At 71.6% G+C, this 21,946-nt stretch carries 19 protein-coding genes; 1 reads left to right on the plus strand and 18 read right to left on the minus strand.

All coding sequences use genetic code 11. The features are described from left to right. Positions 1–9: 9 nt before the first annotated feature. From carB to pyrR, 6 genes are all read right to left on the minus strand, one after another. Positions 10–3,318, minus strand: coding sequence for a carbamoyl-phosphate synthase large subunit (carB, locus tag QFZ71_RS03335; protein WP_307666745.1), 3,309 nt, complete (start codon positions 3,316–3,318; stop codon positions 10–12). Then, positions 3,311–4,450: a glutamine-hydrolyzing carbamoyl-phosphate synthase small subunit gene (gene carA / locus QFZ71_RS03340; RefSeq protein ID WP_307666746.1), complete on the minus strand. Its 1,140-nt coding sequence runs from the start codon at positions 4,448–4,450 to the stop codon at positions 3,311–3,313. Before carA ends, carB begins: the two co-directional genes overlap by 8 nt. Beyond that, positions 4,447–5,055: a hypothetical protein gene (locus QFZ71_RS03345; RefSeq protein WP_307666747.1), complete on the minus strand. Its 609-nt coding sequence runs from the start codon at positions 5,053–5,055 to the stop codon at positions 4,447–4,449. Before QFZ71_RS03345 ends, carA begins: the two co-directional genes overlap by 4 nt. Next, positions 5,052–6,338: a dihydroorotase gene (locus QFZ71_RS03350; protein WP_307666748.1), complete on the minus strand. Its 1,287-nt coding sequence runs from the start codon at positions 6,336–6,338 to the stop codon at positions 5,052–5,054. The genes QFZ71_RS03345 and QFZ71_RS03350 overlap by 4 nt, the downstream gene beginning before the upstream one ends. A gap of 2 nt (positions 6,339–6,340) precedes the next feature. Beyond that, positions 6,341–7,327 (minus strand): aspartate carbamoyltransferase catalytic subunit, encoded by a 987-nt coding sequence (locus QFZ71_RS03355; RefSeq protein ID WP_307666749.1) that lies wholly within the window; start codon positions 7,325–7,327, stop codon positions 6,341–6,343. Positions 7,328–7,419: 92 nt separating this feature from the next. After that, positions 7,420–8,004 carry a bifunctional pyr operon transcriptional regulator/uracil phosphoribosyltransferase PyrR gene (gene pyrR / locus QFZ71_RS03360; RefSeq protein WP_307666750.1) on the minus strand — a complete coding sequence of 195 codons (585 nt, stop codon included), beginning with the start codon at positions 8,002–8,004 and terminating at the stop codon, positions 7,420–7,422. 222 nt (positions 8,005–8,226) lie between these two features. On the opposite strand from pyrR, the gene bldD reads away from it, so the two are divergent. After that, positions 8,227–8,727, plus strand: coding sequence for a transcriptional regulator BldD (bldD, locus tag QFZ71_RS03365; protein WP_006123181.1), 501 nt, complete (start codon positions 8,227–8,229; stop codon positions 8,725–8,727). 187 nt (positions 8,728–8,914) lie between these two features. Here bldD and nusB read toward each other — a convergent pair whose 3' ends face one another. From nusB to QFZ71_RS03425, 12 genes are all read right to left on the minus strand, one after another. Next, positions 8,915–9,346, minus strand: a complete 432-nt coding sequence (nusB, locus tag QFZ71_RS03370; RefSeq protein WP_307666751.1) for a transcription antitermination factor NusB — start codon at positions 9,344–9,346, stop codon at positions 8,915–8,917. A 2-nt stretch (positions 9,347–9,348) separates the two neighbouring features. Then, positions 9,349–9,915, minus strand: coding sequence for an elongation factor P (efp, locus tag QFZ71_RS03375; protein WP_283895936.1), 567 nt, complete (start codon positions 9,913–9,915; stop codon positions 9,349–9,351). A gap of 50 nt (positions 9,916–9,965) precedes the next feature. Further along, a complete protein-coding gene (locus QFZ71_RS03380) occupies positions 9,966–11,072 on the minus strand; it encodes a M24 family metallopeptidase (protein WP_307666752.1) in 1,107 nt (368 codons plus the stop codon). A 177-nt stretch (positions 11,073–11,249) separates the two neighbouring features. Next, entirely contained in the window at positions 11,250–12,200 is a 951-nt protein-coding gene (locus QFZ71_RS03385; RefSeq protein WP_307666754.1) for an AAA family ATPase, read from the minus strand. Positions 12,201–12,322: 122 nt separating this feature from the next. Next, a complete protein-coding gene (locus tag QFZ71_RS03390) occupies positions 12,323–12,763 on the minus strand; it encodes a type II 3-dehydroquinate dehydratase (protein ID WP_307666755.1) in 441 nt (146 codons plus the stop codon). Beyond that, positions 12,760–14,397, minus strand: coding sequence for a 3-dehydroquinate synthase (aroB, locus tag QFZ71_RS03395; RefSeq protein ID WP_307666756.1), 1,638 nt, complete (start codon positions 14,395–14,397; stop codon positions 12,760–12,762). The genes QFZ71_RS03390 and aroB overlap by 4 nt, the downstream gene beginning before the upstream one ends. Beyond that, positions 14,394–15,578: a chorismate synthase gene (aroC, locus tag QFZ71_RS03400; RefSeq protein ID WP_307666757.1), complete on the minus strand. Its 1,185-nt coding sequence runs from the start codon at positions 15,576–15,578 to the stop codon at positions 14,394–14,396. Before aroC ends, aroB begins: the two co-directional genes overlap by 4 nt. A 144-nt stretch (positions 15,579–15,722) precedes the next feature. Beyond that, positions 15,723–16,550 carry a shikimate dehydrogenase gene (locus QFZ71_RS03405; RefSeq protein WP_307666758.1) on the minus strand — a complete coding sequence of 276 codons (828 nt, stop codon included), beginning with the start codon at positions 16,548–16,550 and terminating at the stop codon, positions 15,723–15,725. After that, positions 16,547–18,343, minus strand: coding sequence for an endolytic transglycosylase MltG (gene mltG / locus QFZ71_RS03410; protein ID WP_307666759.1), 1,797 nt, complete (start codon positions 18,341–18,343; stop codon positions 16,547–16,549). The genes QFZ71_RS03405 and mltG overlap by 4 nt, the downstream gene beginning before the upstream one ends. A gap of 103 nt (positions 18,344–18,446) precedes the next feature. Continuing rightward, complete coding sequence (ruvX, locus tag QFZ71_RS03415; RefSeq protein WP_307671330.1) at positions 18,447–18,920, minus strand: Holliday junction resolvase RuvX; 474 nt, start codon at positions 18,918–18,920, stop codon at positions 18,447–18,449. A gap of 8 nt (positions 18,921–18,928) precedes the next feature. Beyond that, a complete protein-coding gene (gene alaS, locus QFZ71_RS03420) occupies positions 18,929–21,598 on the minus strand; it encodes an alanine--tRNA ligase (RefSeq protein WP_307666760.1) in 2,670 nt (889 codons plus the stop codon). Continuing rightward, positions 21,598–21,945 carry a DUF6167 family protein gene (locus tag QFZ71_RS03425; RefSeq protein ID WP_307666761.1) on the minus strand — a complete coding sequence of 116 codons (348 nt, stop codon included), beginning with the start codon at positions 21,943–21,945 and terminating at the stop codon, positions 21,598–21,600. The genes alaS and QFZ71_RS03425 overlap by 1 nt, the downstream gene beginning before the upstream one ends. Position 21,946: the final 1 nt, after the last annotated feature.

A 21,946-nucleotide genomic window follows, 5' to 3' on the forward strand; every position in this document is an offset into this window, starting at 1 on the left:
GGACGCTCCCTAGTCGCGTGCCGCGGTCAAGTGTTCCGCGTGTTCCTGGAGGGAACGGACCCCGACGTCGCCGTGGTTGAGGGCGTCGATGCCCTGGACGGCGGCGGCGAGCGCCTGGACCGTGGTCAGGCACGGTACGGAACGGGCCACGGCCGCGGTGCGGATCTCGTACCCGTCGAGCCGGCCGCCGGTGCCGTACGGCGTGTTGACGATGAGGTCGACCTCGCCGTCGTGGATGAGCTGGACGATGGTCTTCTCGCCGTTCGGCCCGGCGCCCTCGGACTGCTTGCGCACGACGGTGGCGTTGATGCCGTTGCGCTTGAGGACCTCCGCGGTGCCGGAGGTGGCCAGCAGCTCGAAGCCGTGGGCGACCAGCTCGCGGGCCGGGAAGATCATCGAGCGCTTGTCCCGGTTGGCGACCGAGATGAACGCGCGGCCCTTGGTCGGCAGCGGGCCGTAGGCGCCGGCCTGCGACTTGGCGTACGCCGTGCCGAAGACCGAGTCGATGCCCATGACCTCGCCGGTGGAGCGCATCTCCGGGCCGAGGACCGTGTCGACGCCCCGGCCGTGGATGTCGCGGAAGCGCGACCACGGCATCACGGCCTCCTTGACGGAGATCGGCGCGTCCAGCGGCAGGGTGCCGCCGTCGCCGGTCCTCGGCAGCAGGCCCTCCTCGCGCAGCTCGGCGATGGTCGCGCCCAGCGAGATGCGGGCGGCGGCCTTGGCGAGCGGGACGGCGGTCGCCTTCGAGGTGAAGGGGACCGTGCGGGAGGCGCGCGGGTTGGCCTCCAGGACGTAGAGGATGTCGCCGGAGAGCGCGAACTGGATGTTGATCAGCCCGAGCACGCCGACGCCCTTGGCGATGCCCTCGGTCGAGGCGCGCAGCCGCTTGATGTCGAAGCCGCCGAGGGTGATCGGGGGCAGGGCGCAGGCCGAGTCGCCGGAGTGGATGCCGGCCTCCTCGATGTGCTCCATGACGCCGCCGAGGTAGAGCTCGTGGCCGTCGTAGAGGGCGTCCACGTCGATCTCGATGGCGTCGTCGAGGAAGCGGTCGACCAGGACCGGCCGGGTGGGGCTGATCTCGGTGGACTCGGAGATGTACGAGGCCAGGCGCGTCTCGTCGTACACGATCTCCATGCCGCGTCCGCCGAGGACGTAGGACGGCCGTACGAGGACGGGGTAGCCGATCTCGTCGGCGATGGCCTTGGCCTCGCCGAAGGTGGTGGCGGTGCCGTGCTTGGGGGCGGGCAGTCCGGCCTCGGCGAGGACCCGGCCGAAGGCGCCGCGGTCCTCGGCGGCGTGGATGGCCTCCGGGGAGGTGCCGACGACGGGCACGCCGTTGTCCTTGAGCGCCTGGGAGAGGCCGAGCGGGGTCTGGCCGCCGAGCTGCACGATGACGCCGGCGATCGGCCCCGCCAGCGATTCGGCGTGCACGATCTCCAGGACGTCCTCCAGGGTGAGCGGCTCGAAGTAGAGCCGGTCGGAGGTGTCGTAGTCGGTGGAGACGGTCTCGGGGTTGCAGTTGACCATGACGGTCTCGTAGCCGGCGTCGCTCAGGGCGAAGGAGGCGTGCACGCAGGAGTAGTCGAACTCGATGCCCTGGCCGATGCGGTTGGGGCCCGAGCCGAGGATGATCACGGCCGGCTTGGTGCGGGGCGCGACCTCGCTCTCCTCGTCGTAGGAGGAGTAGAAGTACGGCGTCTTCGCGGCGAACTCGGCGGCGCAGGTGTCGACCGTCTTGTAGACCGGGCGGATGCCGAGCGCGTGCCGGACCTCGCGGACGACGTCCTCGCGCAGCCCGCGGATCTCACCGATCTGGGCGTCGGAGAAGCCGTGCCGCTTGGCCTCGGCGAGCAGGTCGGCGTCCAGGCGCTCGGCGGAGGCCAGCTCGTCGGCGATCTCCTTGATCAGGAAGAGCTGGTCGACGAACCAGGGGTCGATCTTCGTGGCGTCGAAGACCTCCTCCTGGGTGGCACCGGCACGGATGGCCTGCATGACGGTGTTGATGCGGCCGTCGGTCGGGCGGACCGCTTCCGCGAGCAGTTCGGCCTTGTCACCGACCGGGCCGGTGAAGGCGAACTGCGAGCCCTTCTTCTCCAGTGAGCGCAGGGCCTTCTGGAGGGCCTCGGTGAAGTTCCGGCCGATCGCCATGGCCTCGCCGACCGACTTCATCGTGGTGGTGAGGGTGGAGTCGGCGGAGGGGAACTTCTCGAAGGCGAAGCGCGGGGCCTTGACGACGACGTAGTCGAGGGTCGGCTCGAAGGAGGCCGGCGTCTTCTCGGTGATGTCGTTGGGGATCTCGTCCAGGGTGTAGCCCACGGCCAGCTTGGCGGCGATCTTGGCGATCGGGAAGCCGGTGGCCTTGGAGGCGAGCGCCGAGGAGCGGGAGACGCGCGGGTTCATCTCGATGACGATGACCCGGCCGTCGGCGGGGTCGATGGCGAACTGGATGTTGCAGCCGCCGGTGTCGACGCCGACCTCGCGGATGATCGCGATGCCGACGTCGCGCAGCCGCTGGTACTCGCGGTCGGTGAGCGTCATGGCCGGGGCGACGGTGATGGAGTCGCCGGTGTGGACGCCCATCGGGTCGAAGTTCTCGATGGAGCAGACGACCACGACGTTGTCGTTCCGGTCGCGCATCAGCTCCAGCTCGTACTCCTTCCAGCCGAGGATGGACTCCTCCAGGAGCACCTCGGTGGTCGGGGAGAGCGTGAGGCCCTGTCCGGCGATGCGGCGCAGCTCCTCCTCGTCGTGGGCGAAGCCGGAGCCGGCGCCGCCCATGGTGAAGGAGGGGCGGACGACGACGGGGTAGCCGCCGAGGGTGTCGACGCCGGCGAGCACGTCGTCCATGGAGTGGCAGATGACCGAGCGGGCGGACTCGCCGTAGCCGGTCTTCTCCTTGACGGCCTCGACGACGCCCTTGAAGAGGTCGCGGTCCTCGCCCTTGTTGATCGCCTCGACGTTGGCGCCGATCAGCTCGACGCCGTACTTCTCCAGCACACCGTTCTCGTGCATGGAGATCGCGGTGTTCAGCGCGGTCTGGCCGCCGAGGGTGGGCAGGAGCGCGTCGGGGCGCTCCTTGGCGATGATCTTCTCGACGAACTCGGGGGTGATCGGCTCGACGTAGGTGGCGTCGGCGATCTCCGGGTCGGTCATGATCGTCGCCGGGTTGGAGTTCACCAGGATGACGCGCAGGCCCTCGGCCTTGAGGACGCGGCACGCCTGGGTGCCGGAGTAGTCGAACTCGGCGGCCTGGCCGATGACGATCGGACCGGAGCCGATGACCAGGACGGACTGGATATCGGAGCGCTTAGGCACGCTGGCCCTCCATCAGGGAAACGAAGCGGTCGAAGAGGTACGCGGCGTCGTGCGGGCCGGCGGCCGCCTCGGGGTGGTACTGGACGCTGAACGCGGGCCGGTCCAGGAGCTGGAGCCCCTCGACGACCTGGTCGTTCAGGCAGACGTGGGAGACCTCGGCGCGGCCGAACTCCGTGTCGGAGACCTTCTCCAGCGGGGCGTCCACGGCGAAGCCGTGGTTGTGCGCGGTGACCTCGACCTTGCCGGTGGTGCGGTCCTGCACCGGCTGGTTGATGCCACGGTGGCCGTACTTCAGCTTGTAGGTGCCGAAGCCGAGGGCGCGGCCGAGGATCTGGTTGCCGAAGCAGATGCCGAAGAGGGGGGTGGAGCGCTCCAGGACACCGCGCATGAGGGCGACCGGGTGGTCGGCGGTGGAGGGATCGCCGGGGCCGTTGGAGAAGAAGACGCCGTCCGGCTCCACCGCGTACACGTCCTCCAGGGTGGCGGTGGCGGGCAGCACGTGGACCTCGATGCCGCGCTGGGCCATCCGGTGCGGGGTCATGCCCTTGATGCCGAGGTCGATCGCGGCGACGGTGAACTTCTTCGTGCCGATCGCGGGGACGACGTAGCTCTCCTTGGTGGCCACCTCGGCGGAGAGGTCGGCGCCGGTCATCTCGGGGGCCTGGCGGACCTTGGCCAGCAGGGTGCCCTCGTCGGGGATCGCCTCGCCGGAGAAGATCCCGACGCGCATCGCGCCGCGCTCGCGCAGGTGGCGGGTGAGGGCGCGGGTGTCGACGCCGCTGATGCCGACGACGCCCTGGGCCGCGAGCTCCTCGTCGAGCGTGCGCTGCGAGCGCCAGTTGGAGGGCTTGCGGGCGGGGTCGCGGACGACGTAGCCGGAGACCCAGATGCGGCCCGACTCGGGGTCCTCGTCGTTGACGCCGGTGTTGCCGACGTGCGGGGCCGTCATGACGACGACCTGGCGGTGGTACGAGGGGTCGGTCAGCGTCTCCTGGTAGCCGGTCATGCCGGTGGAGAACACCGCCTCGCCGAAGGTCTCCCCCACGGCCCCGTAGGCGCGGCCGCGGAAGGCGCGGCCGTCCTCCAGGACGAGTACGGCGGGGGTCCGGGCCCCCCGGGTGGAGATCGTCATCGTGCGGTGCCTTCCGTCGTGGTGCTGGTGAGTTCCGTGGCGGCCGAGGGGCCGGTGAGCCGGTGGACGGCTTCGACCCAGGCGTGGTGCTCGGCGGCGCGGTCGGAGCGGAAGCCGGAGTCGATCAGCGTCCCGCCGTGCGCCCAGGTGATGATCAGCAGGCCGCCCTCGGGGAGGACCTTGCCCGCGAGCGCCTTGTCGAGCCGGGCTTCGCGCAGGGCGTCGGCCGGGATGAAGAAGTCGGTGTCTCCGGGGCGTCCGACGCGCAGGCCGCGGGCGGTGAGCGTCAGCTCGGCGCGGCTGCGGGTGCCGAGTCCGTGCGCGACGATGCGGTCGAGCCACTGCCCGGCGGTGGTGGAGGCGTGGTAGCGCCCTTCCAGCGTCAGCAGCACCTCGTCGGAGGCGAAGTCCTCGGGGGACTCCGGGAGCTCCGGCAGGCCGGACTGGAGGCTGGCGCGCCACTTCCAGCCCTGGCGCATCAGCCAGTAGACGAGGGCGATGAGGACGAGCAGGCCGGCCACCCAGGCGATGCGGGCGGCCCAGTCCGTCACTTCCGCCGACCTCTTCTCGGCGGCCAGGTGGTACAGGGGGGTCAGAGTGATCACGCGAGCTTCCCGTCGACGACCGTGGCACGGCCCCGCAGGAAGGTGTGGGTGACGCGGCCCGGCAGCTCACGGCCCTCGTAAGGGGTGTTGCGGCTGCGGGACGCGAAGCCCGCGGGGTCCACGGCTCCACGGTATGCCGGATCGACCAGAGTGAGGTTGGCGGGCTCACCCGCCGAGACGGGCCGGCCGTGTCCCTCCAGCCGGCCGATGGCGGCGGGGCGGAAGGACATGCGGTCGGCGACGCCCGCCCAGTCGATCAGGCCGGTGTCCACCATCGTCTGCTGGACGACCGAGAGCGCGGTCTCCAGGCCCACCATGCCCATGGCGGCGGCGGCCCACTCGCAGTCCTTGTCCTCGTGCGGGTGCGGGGCGTGGTCGGTGGCGACACAGTCGATCGTGCCGTCGGCCAGGGCCTCGCGCAGGGCCAGGACGTCGGCCTCGGTGCGCAGCGGCGGGTTCACCTTGTAGACCGGGTTGTAGGTGCGGACCAGCTCGTCGGTGAGGAGGAGGTGGTGCGGGGTGACCTCGGCGGTGACGTTCCAGCCCTTGGACTTGGCCCAGCGGACGATCTCCACGGAGCCGGCGGTGGAGAGGTGGCAGATGTGGACGCGGGAGCCGACGTGGGCGGCGAGGAGGACGTCGCGGGCGATGATCGACTCCTCGGCCACGGCGGGCCAGCCGCCGAGGCCGAGTTCGGCGGAGACGACGCCCTCGTTCATCTGGGCGCCCTCGGTGAGGCGGGGCTCCTGGGCGTGCTGGGCGACGACGCCGTCGAAGGCCTTCACGTACTCCAGGGCGCGGCGCATGATCACCGCGTCGTCGACGCACTTGCCGTCGTCGGAGAAGACCTTCACCCCGGCGGCCGAGTCGTGCATCGCGCCCAGTTCGGCGAGCTGCTTGCCCTCCAGGCCGACGGTGACCGCGCCGATGGGCTGGACGTCGCAGTAGCCGGACTCCTTGCCGAGCCGCCATACCTGCTCGACGACGCCGGCGGTGTCGGCGACGGGGAAGGTGTTGGCCATGGCGTGGACGGCGGTGAATCCGCCGATCGCGGCCGCCCTGGTGCCGGTGAGGACGGTCTCGGAGTCCTCGCGGCCGGGCTCGCGCAGGTGGGTGTGGAGGTCGACCAGGCCGGGCAGCAGGATCTGCCCCTCGGCCTCGACGACGGTGGCGCCCTCGGCGTCGAGGCCGGGGCCGACCTCGGCGATGGTCCCGCCGTCGATCAGGACGTCCTGCGGTTCGCCGCCGAGGATGCGCGCACCGCGAATGATGATCTTGCTCATGATTACTTGTTCTCCTCGGTACGGGCGGGGGCGGCGGACAGAGCGGTGTCGGAGCCGCCGAGCAGCAGGTAGAGCACGGCCATCCGGATGGAGACGCCGTTGGCGACCTGCTCGACGACCGTGCAGCGGTCGGAGTCGGCCACCTCGGCGGTGATCTCCATGCCTCGGACCATCGGGCCGGGGTGCATGACGATGGCGTGTTCGGGCATCTTCGCCATCCGCTCGCCGTCCAGGCCGTAGCGGCGGGAATATTCGCGCTCGGTCGGGAAGTAGGCGGCGTTCATCCTCTCGCGCTGCACACGCAGCATCATCACCGCGTCGGACGTCGCCAGCACGTCGTCGAGGCTGTAGCTGACGTCGCAGGGCCACTGCTCGACGCCCACGGGCACCAGGGTGGGCGGGGCCACCAGGGTGACGTGCGCGCCGAGCGTGGTCAGCAGGTGGACGTTGGAGCGGGCGACGCGGCTGTGCAGGATGTCGCCGACGATCGTGATGCGGCGGCCGTCGAGGTCGCGGCCGAGCCCGGCGTCCGCGCCGACGAGCCGGCGGCGCATGGTGAAGGCGTCCAGCAGGGCCTGGGTGGGGTGCTCGTGGGTGCCGTCGCCGGCGTTGACCACGGCCCCGTCGATCCAGCCGGAGGTGGCGAGCCGGTAGGGGGCGCCGGAGGCGCCGTGCCGGATGACGACGGCGTCGGCGCCCATCGCCTCCAGGGTCAGCGCGGTGTCCTTCAGGGACTCGCCCTTGGAGACCGAGGAGCCCTTGGCGGAGAAGTTGATGACGTCGGCGGAGAGCCGCTTGGCGGCCGCCTCGAAGGAGATGCGGGTGCGGGTCGAGTCCTCGAAGAAGAGGTTGACGACGGTGCGGCCGCGCAGGGTGGGGAGCTTCTTGATCGGCCGGTCCGCGACCCGGGCCATCTCCTCGGCGGTGTCGAGGATCAGGACGGCGTCGTCGCGGGTGAGGTCGGCGGCCGAGATGAGGTGACGCTTCATCTGGGGTTCTCCGGGTGGCTGGAGGGAGTTTCAGGCATGCGGGCGCGCGGAAGCCGCCGTACGGCCCCGAAGGGCGTACGGAAGGGTTCGGGCTACCGCGGGTCCGCGGGGGTGGCCTGCTTGACGCCGAGCAGCACGGCGTCGCGGCCGTCCTCCTCGGCGAGCTGGACCTTGACCGTCTCCCGCAGCGACGTGGGGAGGTTCTTGCCGACGTAGTCCGCGCGGATCGGGAGTTCCCGGTGGCCGCGGTCGACGAGAACCGCGAGCTGCACGGCACGGGGGCGGCCGATGTCGCCGAGCGCGTCGAGGGCGGCGCGGATCGTGCGGCCGGAGAAGAGCACATCGTCGACCAGGACGACCAGGCTGCCCTCGATCCCCTCGCCGGGGATGTCGGTGCGGGCCAGGGCACGCGCCGGGCGGAGCCTCAGGTCGTCGCGGTACATGGTGATGTCGAGCGATCCGACCGGAGTCTTCCGGCCGGTGATCTGTTCGAGCTTGTCGGCCAGCCGGCGGGCGAGGAAGACGCCTCGCGTCGGGATGCCGAGCAGCACCACGTCGTCGGCGCCCTTGGCGCGTTCGACGATCTCGTGGGCGATACGGGTGAGAACACGGGCGATGTCGGGGGCCTCGAGAACGGGGCGCGCCGCGTTGCCGGTGCCGTCGGGCTGTGCGTCCATGGGAACGGACCTCCTTCTCCGCCTCACGGGACGGATCGTTAAAGGACGTCGAAATTGCGTCATCCACGCTACCAGGGCTTGCGCCCGGCTCCGGCCCCGCCCCCGGGGAGGCGCCGGTCCGGACCATCCGGCTTGACGCATCCAAGTAACGCTGCGTAACCTCACAGTGAGTTACCAGCCACGCGGCGGAGCCGCACACTGTTCCAGCGTCCGGGGAGCCATATGTCCAGCGAATACGCAAAACAGCTCGGGGCCAAACTCCGTGCCATCCGCACCCAGCAGGGCCTTTCCCTCCATGGCGTGGAGGAGAAGTCCCAGGGGCGCTGGAAGGCCGTCGTGGTCGGCTCGTACGAGCGCGGCGACCGTGCCGTGACCGTGCAGCGCCTCGCCGAGCTGGCGGATTTCTACGGGGTTCCGGTGCAGGAGCTGCTGCCCGGCACCACGCCGGGCGGGGCCGCCGAGCCGCCGCCGAAGCTCGTCCTGGACCTGGAGCGCCTCGCCCACGTCCCGCCGGAGAAGGCCGGTCCGCTGCAGCGCTACGCGGCGACCATCCAGAGCCAGCGCGGAGACTACAACGGCAAGGTGCTCTCGATCCGCCAGGACGACCTGCGCACGCTCGCCGTGATCTACGACCAGTCGCCGTCGGTGCTGACGGAGCAGCTCATCAGCTGGGGCGTGCTGGACGCCGACGCGCGCCGCGCGGTCTCCCACGACGAGAGCTGAGCGGGCGGGGCGGAGCCCCTGTCGCAGAAACGTGCCGCCGGGTGGGCGGGGCCTTCGGGCCCCGCCCACCCGGCGTTCTCGTACCCCCCCGCTGCCCACCGGCTGCGGGCGGAGAAGCCCGAAGGGCCCGCGGTCGGCTGACCGCGGGCCCTTCGGGGGTGGTGCGACCGAACCGTCGCGGCCGGGGCTACGGGGCCCGGCGGAGGTTCGGCTTGAGGTCCTTGAACCGGGCCAGCAGGCCGTTCACGAAGGACGGGGAGTCATCGGTGGAGAACTCCTTGGCGAGCTGGACGGCCTCGTCGATCACCACGGCGTCCGGGGTCTCGTCCAGCCAGATCAGCTCGTACGCACCGAGTCGCAGGATGTTCCGGTCGACGACCGGCATACGGTCGATCTCCCAGTCCACGGCATAGGTGACGATGAGGTCGTCGATCCGGTCCGCGTACTGCGCGTACCCCTCGACGAGCTCCATCGTGAACTCACCGACCGGCGGCTGACGGTCGTCGGTCCGCGAGAGCCGAACCCAGTCCGCGAGCACGCTCTGCACGGACTCACCGCGCTGGTCGGCCTCGAAGAGGATCTGGAAGGCGCGCTTGCGGGCCTTGTTCCGGGCAGCCACGGTTAGCTGTTCACCCGGCCGAGGTAGTCGCCCGAGCGGGTGTCGACCTTGATCTTCTCGCCGGTGGTGATGAAGAGCGGCACGCCGATCTCGTAACCGGTCTCCAGGGTCGCGGGCTTGGTGCCGCCGGTGGAGCGGTCGCCCTGCACGCCGGGGTCGGTGTGCTGGATCGTCAGCTCGACGGCCGCGGGCAGCTCGACGTAGAGCACCTCGCCCTCGTACTGCGCGACGGAGGCGGTGAAGCCCTCGATCAGGAAGTTGGCGGCGTCGCCGACGGCCTTGCGGTCGACCATGAGCTGGTCGTACGTGTCCATGTCCATGAAGACGAAGTACTCGCCGTCCATGTACGAGAACTGCATGTCGCGCCGGTCGATGGTGGCCGACTCGACCTTCACGCCGGCGTTGAACGTCTTGTCGACGACCTTCCCGGAGAGCACGTTCTTGAGCTTGGTGCGCACGAAGGCAGGGCCCTTGCCGGGCTTGACGTGCTGGAACTCGACGACGGACCAGAGCTGGCCTCCGTCGAGCTTGAGCACCATGCCGTTCTTGAGGTCGTTCGTGGAAGCCACGGTTGCGGAATCTCCTGGACTGAAGCTGGTGGAACGACCGAGGATCCGCGCTAGAGCGCGAGCAGCTCCTTGGTCGTCATGGTGAGTAGCTCGGGTCCGCCGTCCGCCTCGGGGCGCACGACGAGCGTGTCATCGATCCGGACACCGCCCCGGCCCGGAAGGTGGACCCCCGGTTCGACGGTGACCGGCACACAAGCGTCCAGTTTACCCATGGCTGTCGGTGCCAGTTGCGGGTCCTCCTCGATTTCGAGCCCCACACCGTGCCCGGTCCTCGGCTGAAGGCCCTCTCCGTACCCCGCCGTCTCCAGCATCTGGCGGGCGGCGCGGTCCACCTCCCGGTAGGCGGCGCCCGGTGCCAGGGCTTCCCGGCCGGCCCGCTGAGCGGCGAAAACGAGGTCGTACAGCTCGATCTGCCACTCCGCGGGGGCGGTGCCGATGACAAAGGTCCGGCCGATCTCGCAGCGGTAGCCGCGGTAGCTCGCGCCGAGCCGTACGGAGAGGAAATCCCCCTCCTCCACCCTGCGGTCGGAGGGCCGGTGGCGCCCCTGGCCGGAGTTGGGGCCGGTGCCCACGGAGGTCGGGAAGGCCGGGCCGTCCGCGCCGTGGTCGACGAGGCGGCGCTCCAGTTCGAGGGCGAGGTGCCGCTCGGTGCGGCCGACCAGGATCGATTCGAGGAGTTCGCCGAGTGCCTGGTCGGTGATCTCCGCGGCGATCCGGAGGCAGCCGATCTCCTCCTCGTCCTTGACGATCCGCTGCTGCTCCACGGTGAAGCCCAGATCGGCCAGCCTCAGGTGCGGAGCGGCCCGCCCCATGGCGCGGTGCCGGGCCACGGTCAGGTCGTGCTCCTCGACGGCGAGCGACTCGGCCCCCGCGGCGGCGGCGAGACCCGCGGCGGCGACCACCGGGTCCCCGTCCGGGGCGGGCAGCAGATCGACCCTGAGCGCCTCGTCGGGCCGTCCGTGGGCGGACTCCACGGTCGGGGCGCGGGGACAGAGCAGAACGTCCTCGCCGGGGCCGAGCAGCAGCACGGCTCCGGGGGGCGCTCCGCCCGCCAGATAGCGGACGTTGGCGGGGCGGGAGACCAGGGCGGCCGCGGAGCCCGCGGCGGCGCACCGGTCCCGGAGCAGCCCGCGTCGGACGGCGTGCACCTCAGACATGGTCCGAGCGTACGAGTGGCGGCGGCGGGCCGCCCGGCGGGCGCATCCGACCGGGGCACCACGCGCGGCCGGGGCACCTGGGCGGGCCGGGCGTGGCTCCCGGCTGCGGCCGTCCGGCACGGGGCCGCCGCCCGCCCGGCGCGGGCCCCGGACGGCCGGCGCACGGGGCGTGCGGTGCTACCAGGCGGGCGGGCTGGCGATGGAGCGGGCCAGCACGTCGTCCAGGACACGGGCGGTGGTCTCGACGTCGTAGGTGGAGTTGTCGATGATCGGGAGGCCGGAGCCGTACCAGCCGGCCATCCGGCCGTGGATGCGGGCGACCTCCTCGTCGGAGAGCCGGCGGTTGCCGCTGCGCTCCGCGTTGCGCTCCAGGACGATCTCCAGACCGGGCAGCAGGACCACGGGCAGCAGACCGGGACCCACGTGGCGCTTCCAGCCGCCGAGGCCGACGACCGGACGGTCGGGGAAGACGGCGTCGTCGAGGATGCAGGAGATGCCGTTGGCGAGGAAGTTGCGGGCGGCGAAGCCGCAGGTCCGGCGGGCCAGGCGGTACTGGGCCTCGGAGTGGTCGTTCCAGCCGGCCTGCGGGTCGGCGAAGCCGGAGCGGACCCATTCGCGCACGTCGTCGAGGGAGACATGGGCGGTGGGCACCCGGCGGCGGGCGGCCCAGAGCTTGGCCACGGTGGTCTTGCCCGCCCCGGCCGGGCCGATGAGCAGGACGGCGAGCGTCGCGCCGCCGGTGCCGGCCTCGGCGGGTGGAACGGGCAGAGGGACGGGGCCGCCGGGAGGCAGCTGGACGTGTCCGGTCCGGCCGCCGGCCTCACCGGCGGGGGGTGTGGGGCCGGTGCCGCTCCAGCCGGGGGCCGGGGCCTGGCCGGGGGCCGGCGGCGGCGAGGGCTGGGCGTGTCCGGGAGGCGGCGCCTGGCTGTGCGCGGGAGGCGGCGGAGGCGGGGAGTGGCCCGGAGCCGGCGGCCGGGAGGGGTGGGCCCGGCCCGCGGGCGGCGGGGGTATCGGGGGCTGCCCGGGGTGGCCGGGGTGGCCGGGGTGCTGGGCCTGGTACGGCCGGCCCACGTGCCCGATGCCGGGTCCGTGGGGCGGCGGCAGCGGGGCCCCCACTGCGTGCTGCATCCGGTGCCACTCCGTCTCGTAACCGCAACTGACGCTGATGGGAGGGCTACCGTACCCTCCCGGGCCGTCTCAGGGTGAACGGCCCGGGAGGGCGTGGAGTTGCCCCGTGGGCGCGGGGACTGTCAGCCCGTCAGCTCGTCGGCCAGGGCCCGCAGGGCGAGGCGGTAGGAGCCGATGCCGAATCCGGCGACCGTGCCCGTGGCCACCGCGGCGACCACGGAGGTGTGCCGGAACTCCTCACGGGTGTACGGGTTGGAGATGTGCACCTCGATCAGCGGGGCGGTGCGCTGGGCGGCCGCGTCCCGCATGCCGTACGAGTAGTGCGTGAAGGCGCCCGGATTGAGAACGACCGGAATCGAGCCGTCCGCCGCCTCGTGGAGCCAGCGGATCAGCTCGCCCTCGTCGTTGGTCTCCCGTACCTCGACGTCGAAGCCCAGCTCCTTGCCGAGCACCGTGCAGGTCTCGACGAGCCCGGCGTACGAGGTGGCCCCGTAGACGTCGGGCTCGCGCGAGCCGAGCCGGCCGAGGTTGGGGCCGTTCAGCACGAAGACCCTGCGGGTCACGCGGAGACCTCCCCGTAGGCGGCGAGCAGCACGGCGGGGTCGGGGCCCTCCAGGACGGTGGGCTTGCCGAGGCCGTCCAGGACGATGAAGCGCAGCAGGTCGCCGCGCGACTTCTTGTCGACCTTCATGTTCTCCAGCAGCTTGGGCCACTGGTCGCCGCGGTAGGCCAGCGGCAGGCCCACCGACTCCAGGACGGCGCGGTGCCGGTCGGCGGTGGCGTCGTCGAGACGTCCGGCGAGCCGGCCCAGCTCGGCGGCGAAGACCATCCCGATGGAGACGGCCGCGCCGTGGCGCCACTTGTAGCGCTCGTTCTTCTCGATGGCGTGGCCGAGGGTGTGGCCGTAGTTGAGGATCTCGCGGAGGCCGGACTCCTTGAGGTCGCTGGAGACGACCTCGGCCTTGACCCGGATGGAACGCTCGATCAGCTCGGCGGTGTGGGGACCGGACGGCGTCCGGGCGGCTTCGGGGTCCGCCTCGATCAGATCGAGGATGACCGGGTCGGCGATGAAACCGGCCTTGATGATCTCGGCCAGGCCGGAGACGTAGTCGTGGACCGGCAGCGACTCCAGGGCGGCCAGGTCGCACAGGACCCCGGCGGGCGGGTGGAAGGCTCCGACGAGGTTCTTCCCCTCGGCGGTGTTGATGCCGGTCTTGCCGCCGACGGCCGCGTCCACCATGCCGAGCACGGTGGTCGGGACGGCGATCCAGCGGACCCCGCGCAGCCAGCTCGCCGCGACGAACCCGGCGACGTCCGTGGTGGCGCCGCCGCCGATGCCGACGACGACGTCGGTACGGGTGAAGCCGGTCTGCCCGAGCGCCTTCCAGCAGTAGGCGGCGACCTCGACGGTCTTGGCCTCCTCCGCGTTGGGCAGCTGGACGGCGATGGCCTCGTACCCCTGGTCGGCGAGGTCCTGACGGACCGCCTCACCGGTCTCGGCCAGCGCCTCGGGGTGCAGCACGGCGACCCGCCGGGCCCGGTCGCCGATCAGCTGGGGCAGTTCCCCGAGGAGCTGGTGGCCGACGAGGATCTCGTACGGGTCCGAGCCCGCCGAGTCCGCTACCTGGATGCGGGTGGGTCCCTGCTGCGTCATGCCGGTGCTCTCCACGCCGGGGGCGGCTGCGCCCTCCGGCAGTTCCAGTGCGTCGATGATCGCCCGGGCGACCTCTTCGGGGGTGTGCTCGTCGGTGGCGACGACGGTACGGGCGACCTCTTCGTACAGATGACGGCGGGCGTCCATCAGCTCGCGCCACTGCCGCCGCGGGTTGACCGCGAGCAGCGGGCGGGCCGTGTTCAGCCCGACGCGCCGCACGGCCTCCTCCACGTCCATGGAGAGGTAGACGACCGGAAGGCCGGCCACCAGCTCCCTGGTCTCCGCGTCCAGGACGGCGCCGCCGCCGAGGGAGAGGACGCCGGTGTGTTCGGCGACGGCCGCGGCGACGGCCCGGCGCTCCAGGGCGCGGAAGTGCTCCTCGCCCTCGTCGTAGAAGATCTCCGCGATCGGCTTGCCCGCCTCGGTGACGACGTCCGCGTCGGTGTCCCGGTAGGTGGTGCCGAGCCGGGCGGCGAGCAGTTCGCCGACGGTGGACTTGCCGACGCCCATCGGGCCGACGAGGACGACCAGGGGGCCGCTCATCGGATCTGGAGGTGGTCGAGGTACGACTGCACGTTGCGGTGGGTCTCGGCCACGCTGTCCCCGCCGAACTTCTCCGCGACCGCGTCGGCCAGGACCAGGGCGACCATCGCCTCCGCGACGATGCCCGCGGCCGGGACGGCGCAGACGTCGGAGCGCTGGTGGTGCGCCTTGGTGGCCTCGCCGGTGGTGACGTCCACGGTGGCCAGCGCGCGCGGCACGGTGGCGATGGGCTTCATCGCGGCGCGCACGCGCAGCAGCTCACCGGTGGTCAGCCCGCCCTCGGTGCCGCCGGAACGGCCCGAGGTGCGCTTGATGCCGTCCTCGGTGGCGACGATCTCGTCGTGTGCCCGGGAGCCGGGCACCCGGGCCAGGTCGAAGCCGTCGCCGACCTCGACGCCCTTGATGGCCTGGATGCCCATCAGCGCGGCGGCGAGCCGGGCGTCCAGGCGCCGGTCCCAGTGCACATGCGAGCCGAGCCCCACCGGCACGCCGTACGCCAGCACCTCGACGACGCCGCCGAGGGTGTCGCCGTCCTTGTGGGCCTGGTCGATCTCGGCCACCATCGCCTTCGAGGCGTCGGCGTCGAGGCAGCGCACCGGGTCGGCGTCCAGCTTCTCCACGTCGCCGGGGACCGGGACGACGCCGTACGGCGCCTTGGCCGCGGCCAGTTCGACGACGTGACTGACGATCTCGATGCCCGCGGTCTCCTTGAGGTAGGAGCGGGCGACGGCCCCGAGGGCGACGCGCGCGGCGGTCTCCCGGGCGCTGGCGCGCTCCAGGACCGGCCGGGCCTCGTCGAAGCCGTACTTCTGCATCCCCGCGAGGTCGGCGTGTCCGGGGCGGGGACGGGTCAGCGGGGCGTTGCGGGCGAGCTGGGACAGCTCCTGCGGGTCGACCGGGTCGGCCGACATGACCTGCTCCCACTTGGGCCACTCGGTGTTGCCGACCATGACGGCGACCGGGGAGCCCATGGTGAGGCCGTGCCGTACGCCGCCGAGGAAGGTGACCTCGTCCTGCTCGAACTTCATCCGCGCACCGCGGCCGTAACCGAGCCGTCGCCGGGCCAGCGCCTCCGCGACCATCCCCGTGGTGATCGGGACACCGGCGGGAAGACCCTCCAGCGTCGCCACCAGTGCGGGGCCGTGCGACTCCCCCGCGGTCAGCCAGCGCAACCTGCTCAACGGTGCTCCTCTTGCTCGCGCCTGAAATCCGACGGCGCCACCGGGTGCGCGGCCCTGGTCCGCCGCCCTCGATCCTCCCACGACCGGGGGCACGATCCGGCCTCCGGTCCAGCAGACGGACGGGCGGTCCGGTGGGCGGACCGGTCAGCGGGCCGCGAGCGCCGCTTCCCCGGCGTGCCGCATCGCGGCCAACGGCGCCGGAACGCGCCCGGTCACCTGCTCGACCTGAAGCAGGGCCTGGTGGACGAGGAGGTCGAGGCCGCCGACGACCGCCCCGCCGTGCGCGGACCAGGCGGCGGCGAGGCCGGTGGGCCACGGCTCGTACAGCACGTCGAAGAGGATGCCCGGAGCCTCCGGCACGGATCCGGCCAAGTCGTCGGTGGCTCCGGCGGGGGTGGTGGCGATGACCAGCGGTGCGCCGAGGGCCGCTGCCGCGTCCGACCAGTCGGCGGTCACGACGTCGACCCCCAGCCGCTCCCCCCAGCCCCGCATCTCGGCGGCGCGCTCGGGGCTGCGCACATACGCCGTGACCGGACCGGCGCAGACCACGGCGAGCGCGGCGAGGGCGGAGGAGGCGGTGGCGCCGGCCCCGAGGACGGCGGCGGACTCGACCTTGTCGACGCCGCGTTCCCGCAGGGCGGCGACCATGCCGGGGATGTCGGTGTTGTCCCCGACCCGGCGGCCGTCCTCGGTGAACACGACCGTGTTCACGGCCTCCACGGCAGCGGCCGTCGCGCTGATCTCGTCGAGGAGCGGGATGACCGCCCGCTTGAGCGGCATGGTCAGCGACAACCCCGCCCAGGAGCCGTCCAGACCTTCGACGAAGCCGGGCAGCGCCGCCTCGTCGACCTCGAACCGGTCGTAGGACCAGTCTTCCAGGCCGAGTTCGGCGTAGGCGGCGCGGTGCAGGACCGGGGAGAGGGAGTGGGCGATGGGCGAGCCGAGGACGGCTGCCCGGCGTGGCTCGCTCACTGGCCGCCCTTCCCGTCCTCGTACTCCCGGCGGTTCTTCTCGTGCTCCTCGTTGGTCTCGGCGAAGACGGTCTTGTCCTCGTTGATCGAGACGAAGTAGTACCAGGGGCCCGGTGTGGGGTTCATGGCCGAGTGCAGGGCGTCCGCACCCGGGTTGCTGATCGGACCGGAAGGCAGACCGACGACCTTGTACGTGTTGTAGGGGTCGTCGATCTTCCGCAGATCGTCGACGGCACCCACGTCCAGCGTGCTCTGGCCCTTGATGTAATTGACCGTCGAGTCGAATTCCAGCCGGCCGACCGTCTCCATGTTGCCCGGCTTGAGCCGGTTGTAGACGACCCGCGCGACCTTGTCGAAGTCGTGCTTGTACTTGCCTTCGACCTGCACGAGGCTAGCGACGGTGATGAGCTCCCACGGGGTCTTCAGGCCGAGCTTCCTGGCGCCGGCCTCCAGGTCGAGCTTGCCGTACTCCTTGTTCGCGCGGGTGACCATCCGCTTCAGGGCGTCTTCGGGCTTCGATCCCTTGGAGACCGGGTAGGCCGCCGGGTAGAGGAAGCCCTCCAGCGGGTCCTTCACATCCGGGTTGTCGTCGGCCCAGTCGGGCAGGCCCAGGGACTCCGCCTTGGTCTTGGCGATCTTCGCCGTGGTGCCCTTCTCCAGCTTCAGCCGGGTGTCGATCATCTCGTAGACCTTCGCGTTACGGGTCCCCTCCGGGATCACGAAGGCGTTCTGGCTCTTCGGGTCCAGCATGAGCCTGATCGCGCTGGCCGCCGACATCTCCTTCTTCAGGAGGTAGACCCCGGCCTGGAGCGACTTGCCCTTCGGGTTGTCGTTCTGCGCCGCGACGAACGCGTCGGAGGACTTGATGACGCCCTTCTTGCGCAGGATGTTGGCGATGTCGTACCCGAAGGCCCCTTCGGGGATCTCGACCTCGACCTGCTCGCCGGTGCCCGACCCCGCGTAGTCGGCCGGGGCGCCGAACTGTTTCTGCCAGAAGGTGTAGCCGACGTACCCGACGCCGCCGAGACCGCCCACCAGGACGACGGAGACCACCAGGCAGGCACAGCCGCTGCGGTTCTTCTTCTTGCCCTTGCCGCCCCGCCGCTCGCTGCCCCTGCGGTCGCGGCGCGCGGAGCGCGATCCGTCGTCGTCGGGGTCATCGTCGTCGTCGCGCGGCTCACGGCCGGCCGGTTCGTCGGAGCCGGTGAAGAAGGGGTGCGTCTCCTCCTGCGGCTGGTCCGGGTCCCAGTCGGTCGGCCCCTGCTGCTGAGGCTGCTGTGCGGGCGCGGCCTCACGACGGCCGGGGGGCTGCGGCGGAGGGTATGCCTCCGGCGTGCCGTAGTAGTCCTGGCCCGTGTCGTAGCCACCGGGCTGCTGGGCGTACGGGCCCTGGGGCTCGGCCCCGTAGGCCGCCCCCGCCTGCTGTCCGGTGGCCCAGCCGCCGTCGTACTGCGGCTGGGCGCCCGGCTGCTGGGCGTACGGGTCCTGCTGGTGCGTTCCGTACTGCTGCGGCGGCTGCCCGTACTGCTGGTTCTGGTGCTGCTGGCCGTACGGGGGCTGCTGCGGGTACTGCTGGTGGTTCTGGCCCTGGTGCTGCGGGTAGGTCTGCTGCTGGGGCGCGTACTGCTGGTTCTGGTGCTGCTGCGCGTACGGGTCCTGCGGGTAGGGCTGCTGCTGGTCGCCGTACCGGCTCTGGCCGTGGGCGGCCTGGCTGCCTCCCCATCCCTGGTCCCCGTACAAGGGGTCCTCGGGATGCCACGGTTCGGAGCCGGGTCCCCGGCCATACTCGGTCATCGATCCCCTAGAGCCGCGAGACGCTGTTCCGCCTCTTCGCTTCGCTGAGCGGTGATGTGTTCGAACCCACCGCCGCATCGCGCGGAACGTTACCGTATCGCGATCAGACCACCACTTCGACGCCCTCTCCGGGGGGATTGCCTGACGCCCGTTCGGACTCCAGAGCGTTCTGAAGGATCACCACAGCGGCAGCCTGGTCGATGACAGAACGGCCTTTCCTGGACTTCACGCCCGAGGCGCGCATCCCCTGGGCGGCCGTCACTGTGGTCATCCTCTCGTCCACCAACCGCACCGGAACGGGTGCGATCGCACGGGCGAACTCCCGGGCGAACGCCCGGACCTTGGCGGCCGCCGGGCCCTCGCCCCCGCCGAGCGAGCGCGGCAGCCCGAGGACGACCTCGATCGGCTCGTACTCCTCCACGATGGCCGCCAGCCGCCGGTGGGCGGCCGGGACATCGCGTCCCGGCACGGTCTCCACCGGCGTGGCCAGGATCCCGTCGGGGTCGCACGAGGCGACCCCGATCCGGGCGTCCCCGACGTCGACGGCGAGCCGCCGGCCTCGGCGCATCCGCGTCATCGCGCTCGTCACGCCGTCTCGGTGACGAGGCGTTCGACCGCGGCGACGGCGTCTCCGATGGCGGCCGGGTTCGTGCCGCCGCCCTGGGCGACGTCCGGCTTGCCGCCGCCACCGCCGCCGAGGGTCTTGGCGGCGGTGCGCACCAGGTCACCGGCCTTGAGACCGCGCTCACGGGCGGCCTCGTTGGTGGCGATGACGGTGAGCGGGCGTCCGTTGGCCGTGGTGAACAGGGCCACGACGGCCGGGCGGCTGCCCTGGATGCGTCCGCGGACGTCCAGGACCAGCTTGCGCAGGTCGTCGGCGGAGGTGCCGTCGGGAACCTGGCCGGTGACCAGCGCGACGCCGCGGACGTCCTTGGCGGACTCGACCAGGCCGGCGGCGGCCGCGAGGACCTTCTCCGCGCGGAACTTCTCGATCTCCTTCTCGGCGTCCTTGAGCTTGCCGAGCATGCCCGCGATCTTCTCGGGAAGCTCCTCGGGACGGCCCTTGACCAGCTCCTGGAGCTGGGCGACGACCGTGTGCTCCTTGGCGAGGAAGTTGTACGCGTCCACGCCGACCAGGGCTTCGATGCGGCGCACGCCCGAGCCGATGGAGGACTCGCCGAGCAGCTTCACCAGGCCGAGCTGGGCGGTGTTGTGGACGTGCGTGCCGCCGCACAGCTCCTTGGAGAAGTCCCCGATGGTGACGACGCGGACCCGCTCGCCATACTTCTCGCCGAACTCCGCGATGGCGCCCTGCTTCTTGGCCTCGTCGATCGACATGACCTCGGCCTGGACGTCGAGCTCCCGCGAGAGGACCTCGTTGATCCGCTGCTCCACATCGGTGAGGACCGTGCCGGGGACGGCGGCGGGCGAGCCGAAGTCGAAGCGGAAGCGGCCCGGCGAGTTCTCCGATCCGGCCTGGGCGGCCGTGGGGCCGAGCGCGTCGCGCAGCGCCTGGTGCGTGAGGTGGGTGGCGCTGTGGGCGCGGGCGATGGCGCGGCGGCGGGTGGCGTCGATCGAGGCGAGGACAGGGGCTCCGACCGTCACCTCGCCGACCTGGACGACGCCCTTGTGGACGTGGACGCCCGGCACCGGCTTCTGGACGTCGCGGACCTCGATCACGGCGCCGGTGTCGAGCCGGATGCGGCCGGTGTCGGCCAGCTGGCCGCCGCCCTCGGCGTAGAAGGGGGTGCGGTCGAGGACGACCTCGACCTCGTCGCCCTCGGTGGCGGCGGGCGAGGGCACGCCGTCGACCAGCAGGCCGACGATGGTGGACTCACCCGCCACGCTGGTGTAGCCGGTGAACTCGGTGGCGCCGGAGGTGTCGGCGACCTCGCGGTAGGCGGAGAGGTCCGCGTGGCCGGTCTTCTTGGCGCGGGCGTCGGCCTTGGCCTTGTCGCGCTGCTCCTGCATGAGGCGGCGGAAGCCGTCCTCGTCCACGGAGAGCCCCTGTTCGGCGGCCATCTCCAGGGTCAGGTCGATCGGGAAGCCCCACGTGTCGTGGAGCAGGAACGCCTTGTCGCCGGCGAGGACCTTGCCGCCGGCGGCCTTGGTCTCGGTGACGGCGGTCTCCAGGATGTTGGTGCCACCCTTGAGGGCCTTGAGGAAGGCGGCCTCCTCGGCGAGCGCGACGGTCTCGATGCGCTTGCGGTCGGTGATCAGCTCCGGGTACTGCTGCCCCATGGTGTCGATCACGACGTCGACCAGGTCCTTGACGACCGTGCCGGTGGCGCCCAGGAGGCGCATGTTGCGGATGGCGCGGCGCATGATGCGGCGCAGCACGTAGCCGCGGCCCTCGTTGCCGGGGGTGACGCCGTCGCCGATGAGCATCACCGACGTACGGATGTGGTCGGCGACGACGCGGAGCGAGACGTCCGTGGACTGCTCGGCCCCGTAGCGGACCCCGGTCAGCTCGGTGGCCTTGTCCATGACGACGCGCAGGGTGTCGGTCTCGTACATGTTCTGCACGCCCTGGAGGATCATCGCGAGACGTTCCAGGCCGAGACCGGTGTCGATGTTCTTCGAGGGCAGGTCCCCGAGGATCGGGAAGTCGTCCTTGCCGTCGCCGGCGCCGCGCTCGTACTGCATGAAGACCAGGTTCCAGATCTCCACGTAGCGCTCGTCGTTGACGGCCGGGCCGCCCTCGACGCCGAACTCGGGGCCGCGGTCGTAGTTGATCTCCGAGCACGGACCGCACGGGCCGGGCACGCCCATGGACCAGAAGTTCGGCCCCATCCCCAGGCGCTGGATGCGCTCGGCGGGGACGCCGATCTTGTCGCGCCAGATGGCCTCGGCCTCGTCGTCGTCGAGGTAGACCGTGATCCAGAGCTTCTCCGGGTCGAGGCCGTAACCGCCGTCCTCGACGGACTTCGTCAGGATCTCCCAGGCGAAGGTGATGGCCCCCTCCTTGAAGTAGTCCCCGAAGGAGAAGTTGCCGCACATCTGGAAGAAGGTGCCGTGCCGGGTGGTCTTGCCGACCTCTTCGATGTCCGGCGTGCGGACGCACTTCTGCACGCTGGTGACGCGCGGGGCGGGCGGCTTGGCCTCGCCGAGGAAGTACGGCTTGAAGGGAACCATGCCCGCGGGGACCAGCAGCAGAGTCGGGTCGTCCGCGATGAGCGACGCCGAAGGCACGGCGGTGTGACCGCGCTCCTCGAAGAAGCTCAGCCAGCGGCGGCGAATTTCAGCCGACTCCATCAGTGGTCCTCATTCCGGTTGTTCGTGTTGTAGGGGAGCGTGCGGTGCGCGGCGGTGTTCGCGGGCGGCTCGGCCGCCTCGACGGCCCAGTGCCGCTGTACGGGAAGGTCCTGGTCGACCGGGGCCTGGAGGCCCAGTGCGCCGCCCAGTTCGGCTTCGCGCCTGACCATGCCCTCGCGTACGTCGAGGGCGAAGTCCTTGAGCTTGTGCCCGGTCTCGATCGCCTTGTCCGCGGCCTGCGCCGCGAGGCTTTCGGGGGTCAGTTGCTTCAGCTTGCGGTTGACCTTGGTGGTGGCCCACACGCCGGCGGCTGCGCCGGCGGTGAACCAGAACGTGCGGCGGAACATC

This window comes from Streptomyces sp. V2I9, from assembly GCF_030817475.1.
Classification (GTDB): Bacteria; Actinomycetota; Actinomycetes; order Streptomycetales; family Streptomycetaceae; genus Streptomyces.

Bases quoted from the DNA above. Each gene is read 5' to 3' on its own strand.
- carA (WP_307666746.1), bottom strand. From the start codon at position 4,450: ATGACGATCTCCACCCGGGGGGCCCGGACCCCCGCCGTACTCGTCCTG.
- QFZ71_RS03350 (WP_307666748.1), bottom strand. From the start codon at position 6,338: ATGAGCAAGATCATCATTCGCGGTGCGCGCATCCTCGGCGGCGAACCG.
- QFZ71_RS03355 (WP_307666749.1), bottom strand. From the start codon at position 7,327: ATGAAGCGTCACCTCATCTCGGCCGCCGACCTCACCCGCGACGACGCC.
- pyrR (WP_307666750.1), bottom strand. From the start codon at position 8,004: ATGGACGCACAGCCCGACGGCACCGGCAACGCGGCGCGCCCCGTTCTC.
- bldD (WP_006123181.1), top strand. From the start codon at position 8,227: ATGTCCAGCGAATACGCAAAACAGCTCGGGGCCAAACTCCGTGCCATC.
- QFZ71_RS03380 (WP_307666752.1), bottom strand. From the start codon at position 11,072: ATGTCTGAGGTGCACGCCGTCCGACGCGGGCTGCTCCGGGACCGGTGC.
- QFZ71_RS03385 (WP_307666754.1), bottom strand. From the start codon at position 12,200: ATGCAGCACGCAGTGGGGGCCCCGCTGCCGCCGCCCCACGGACCCGGC.
- aroB (WP_307666756.1), bottom strand. From the start codon at position 14,397: ATGAGCGGCCCCCTGGTCGTCCTCGTCGGCCCGATGGGCGTCGGCAAG.
- mltG (WP_307666759.1), bottom strand. From the start codon at position 18,343: ATGACCGAGTATGGCCGGGGACCCGGCTCCGAACCGTGGCATCCCGAG.
- ruvX (WP_307671330.1), bottom strand. From the start codon at position 18,920: ATGACGCGGATGCGCCGAGGCCGGCGGCTCGCCGTCGACGTCGGGGAC.
- alaS (WP_307666760.1), bottom strand. From the start codon at position 21,598: ATGGAGTCGGCTGAAATTCGCCGCCGCTGGCTGAGCTTCTTCGAGGAG.
- QFZ71_RS03425 (WP_307666761.1), bottom strand. From the start codon at position 21,945: ATGTTCCGCCGCACGTTCTGGTTCACCGCCGGCGCAGCCGCCGGCGTG.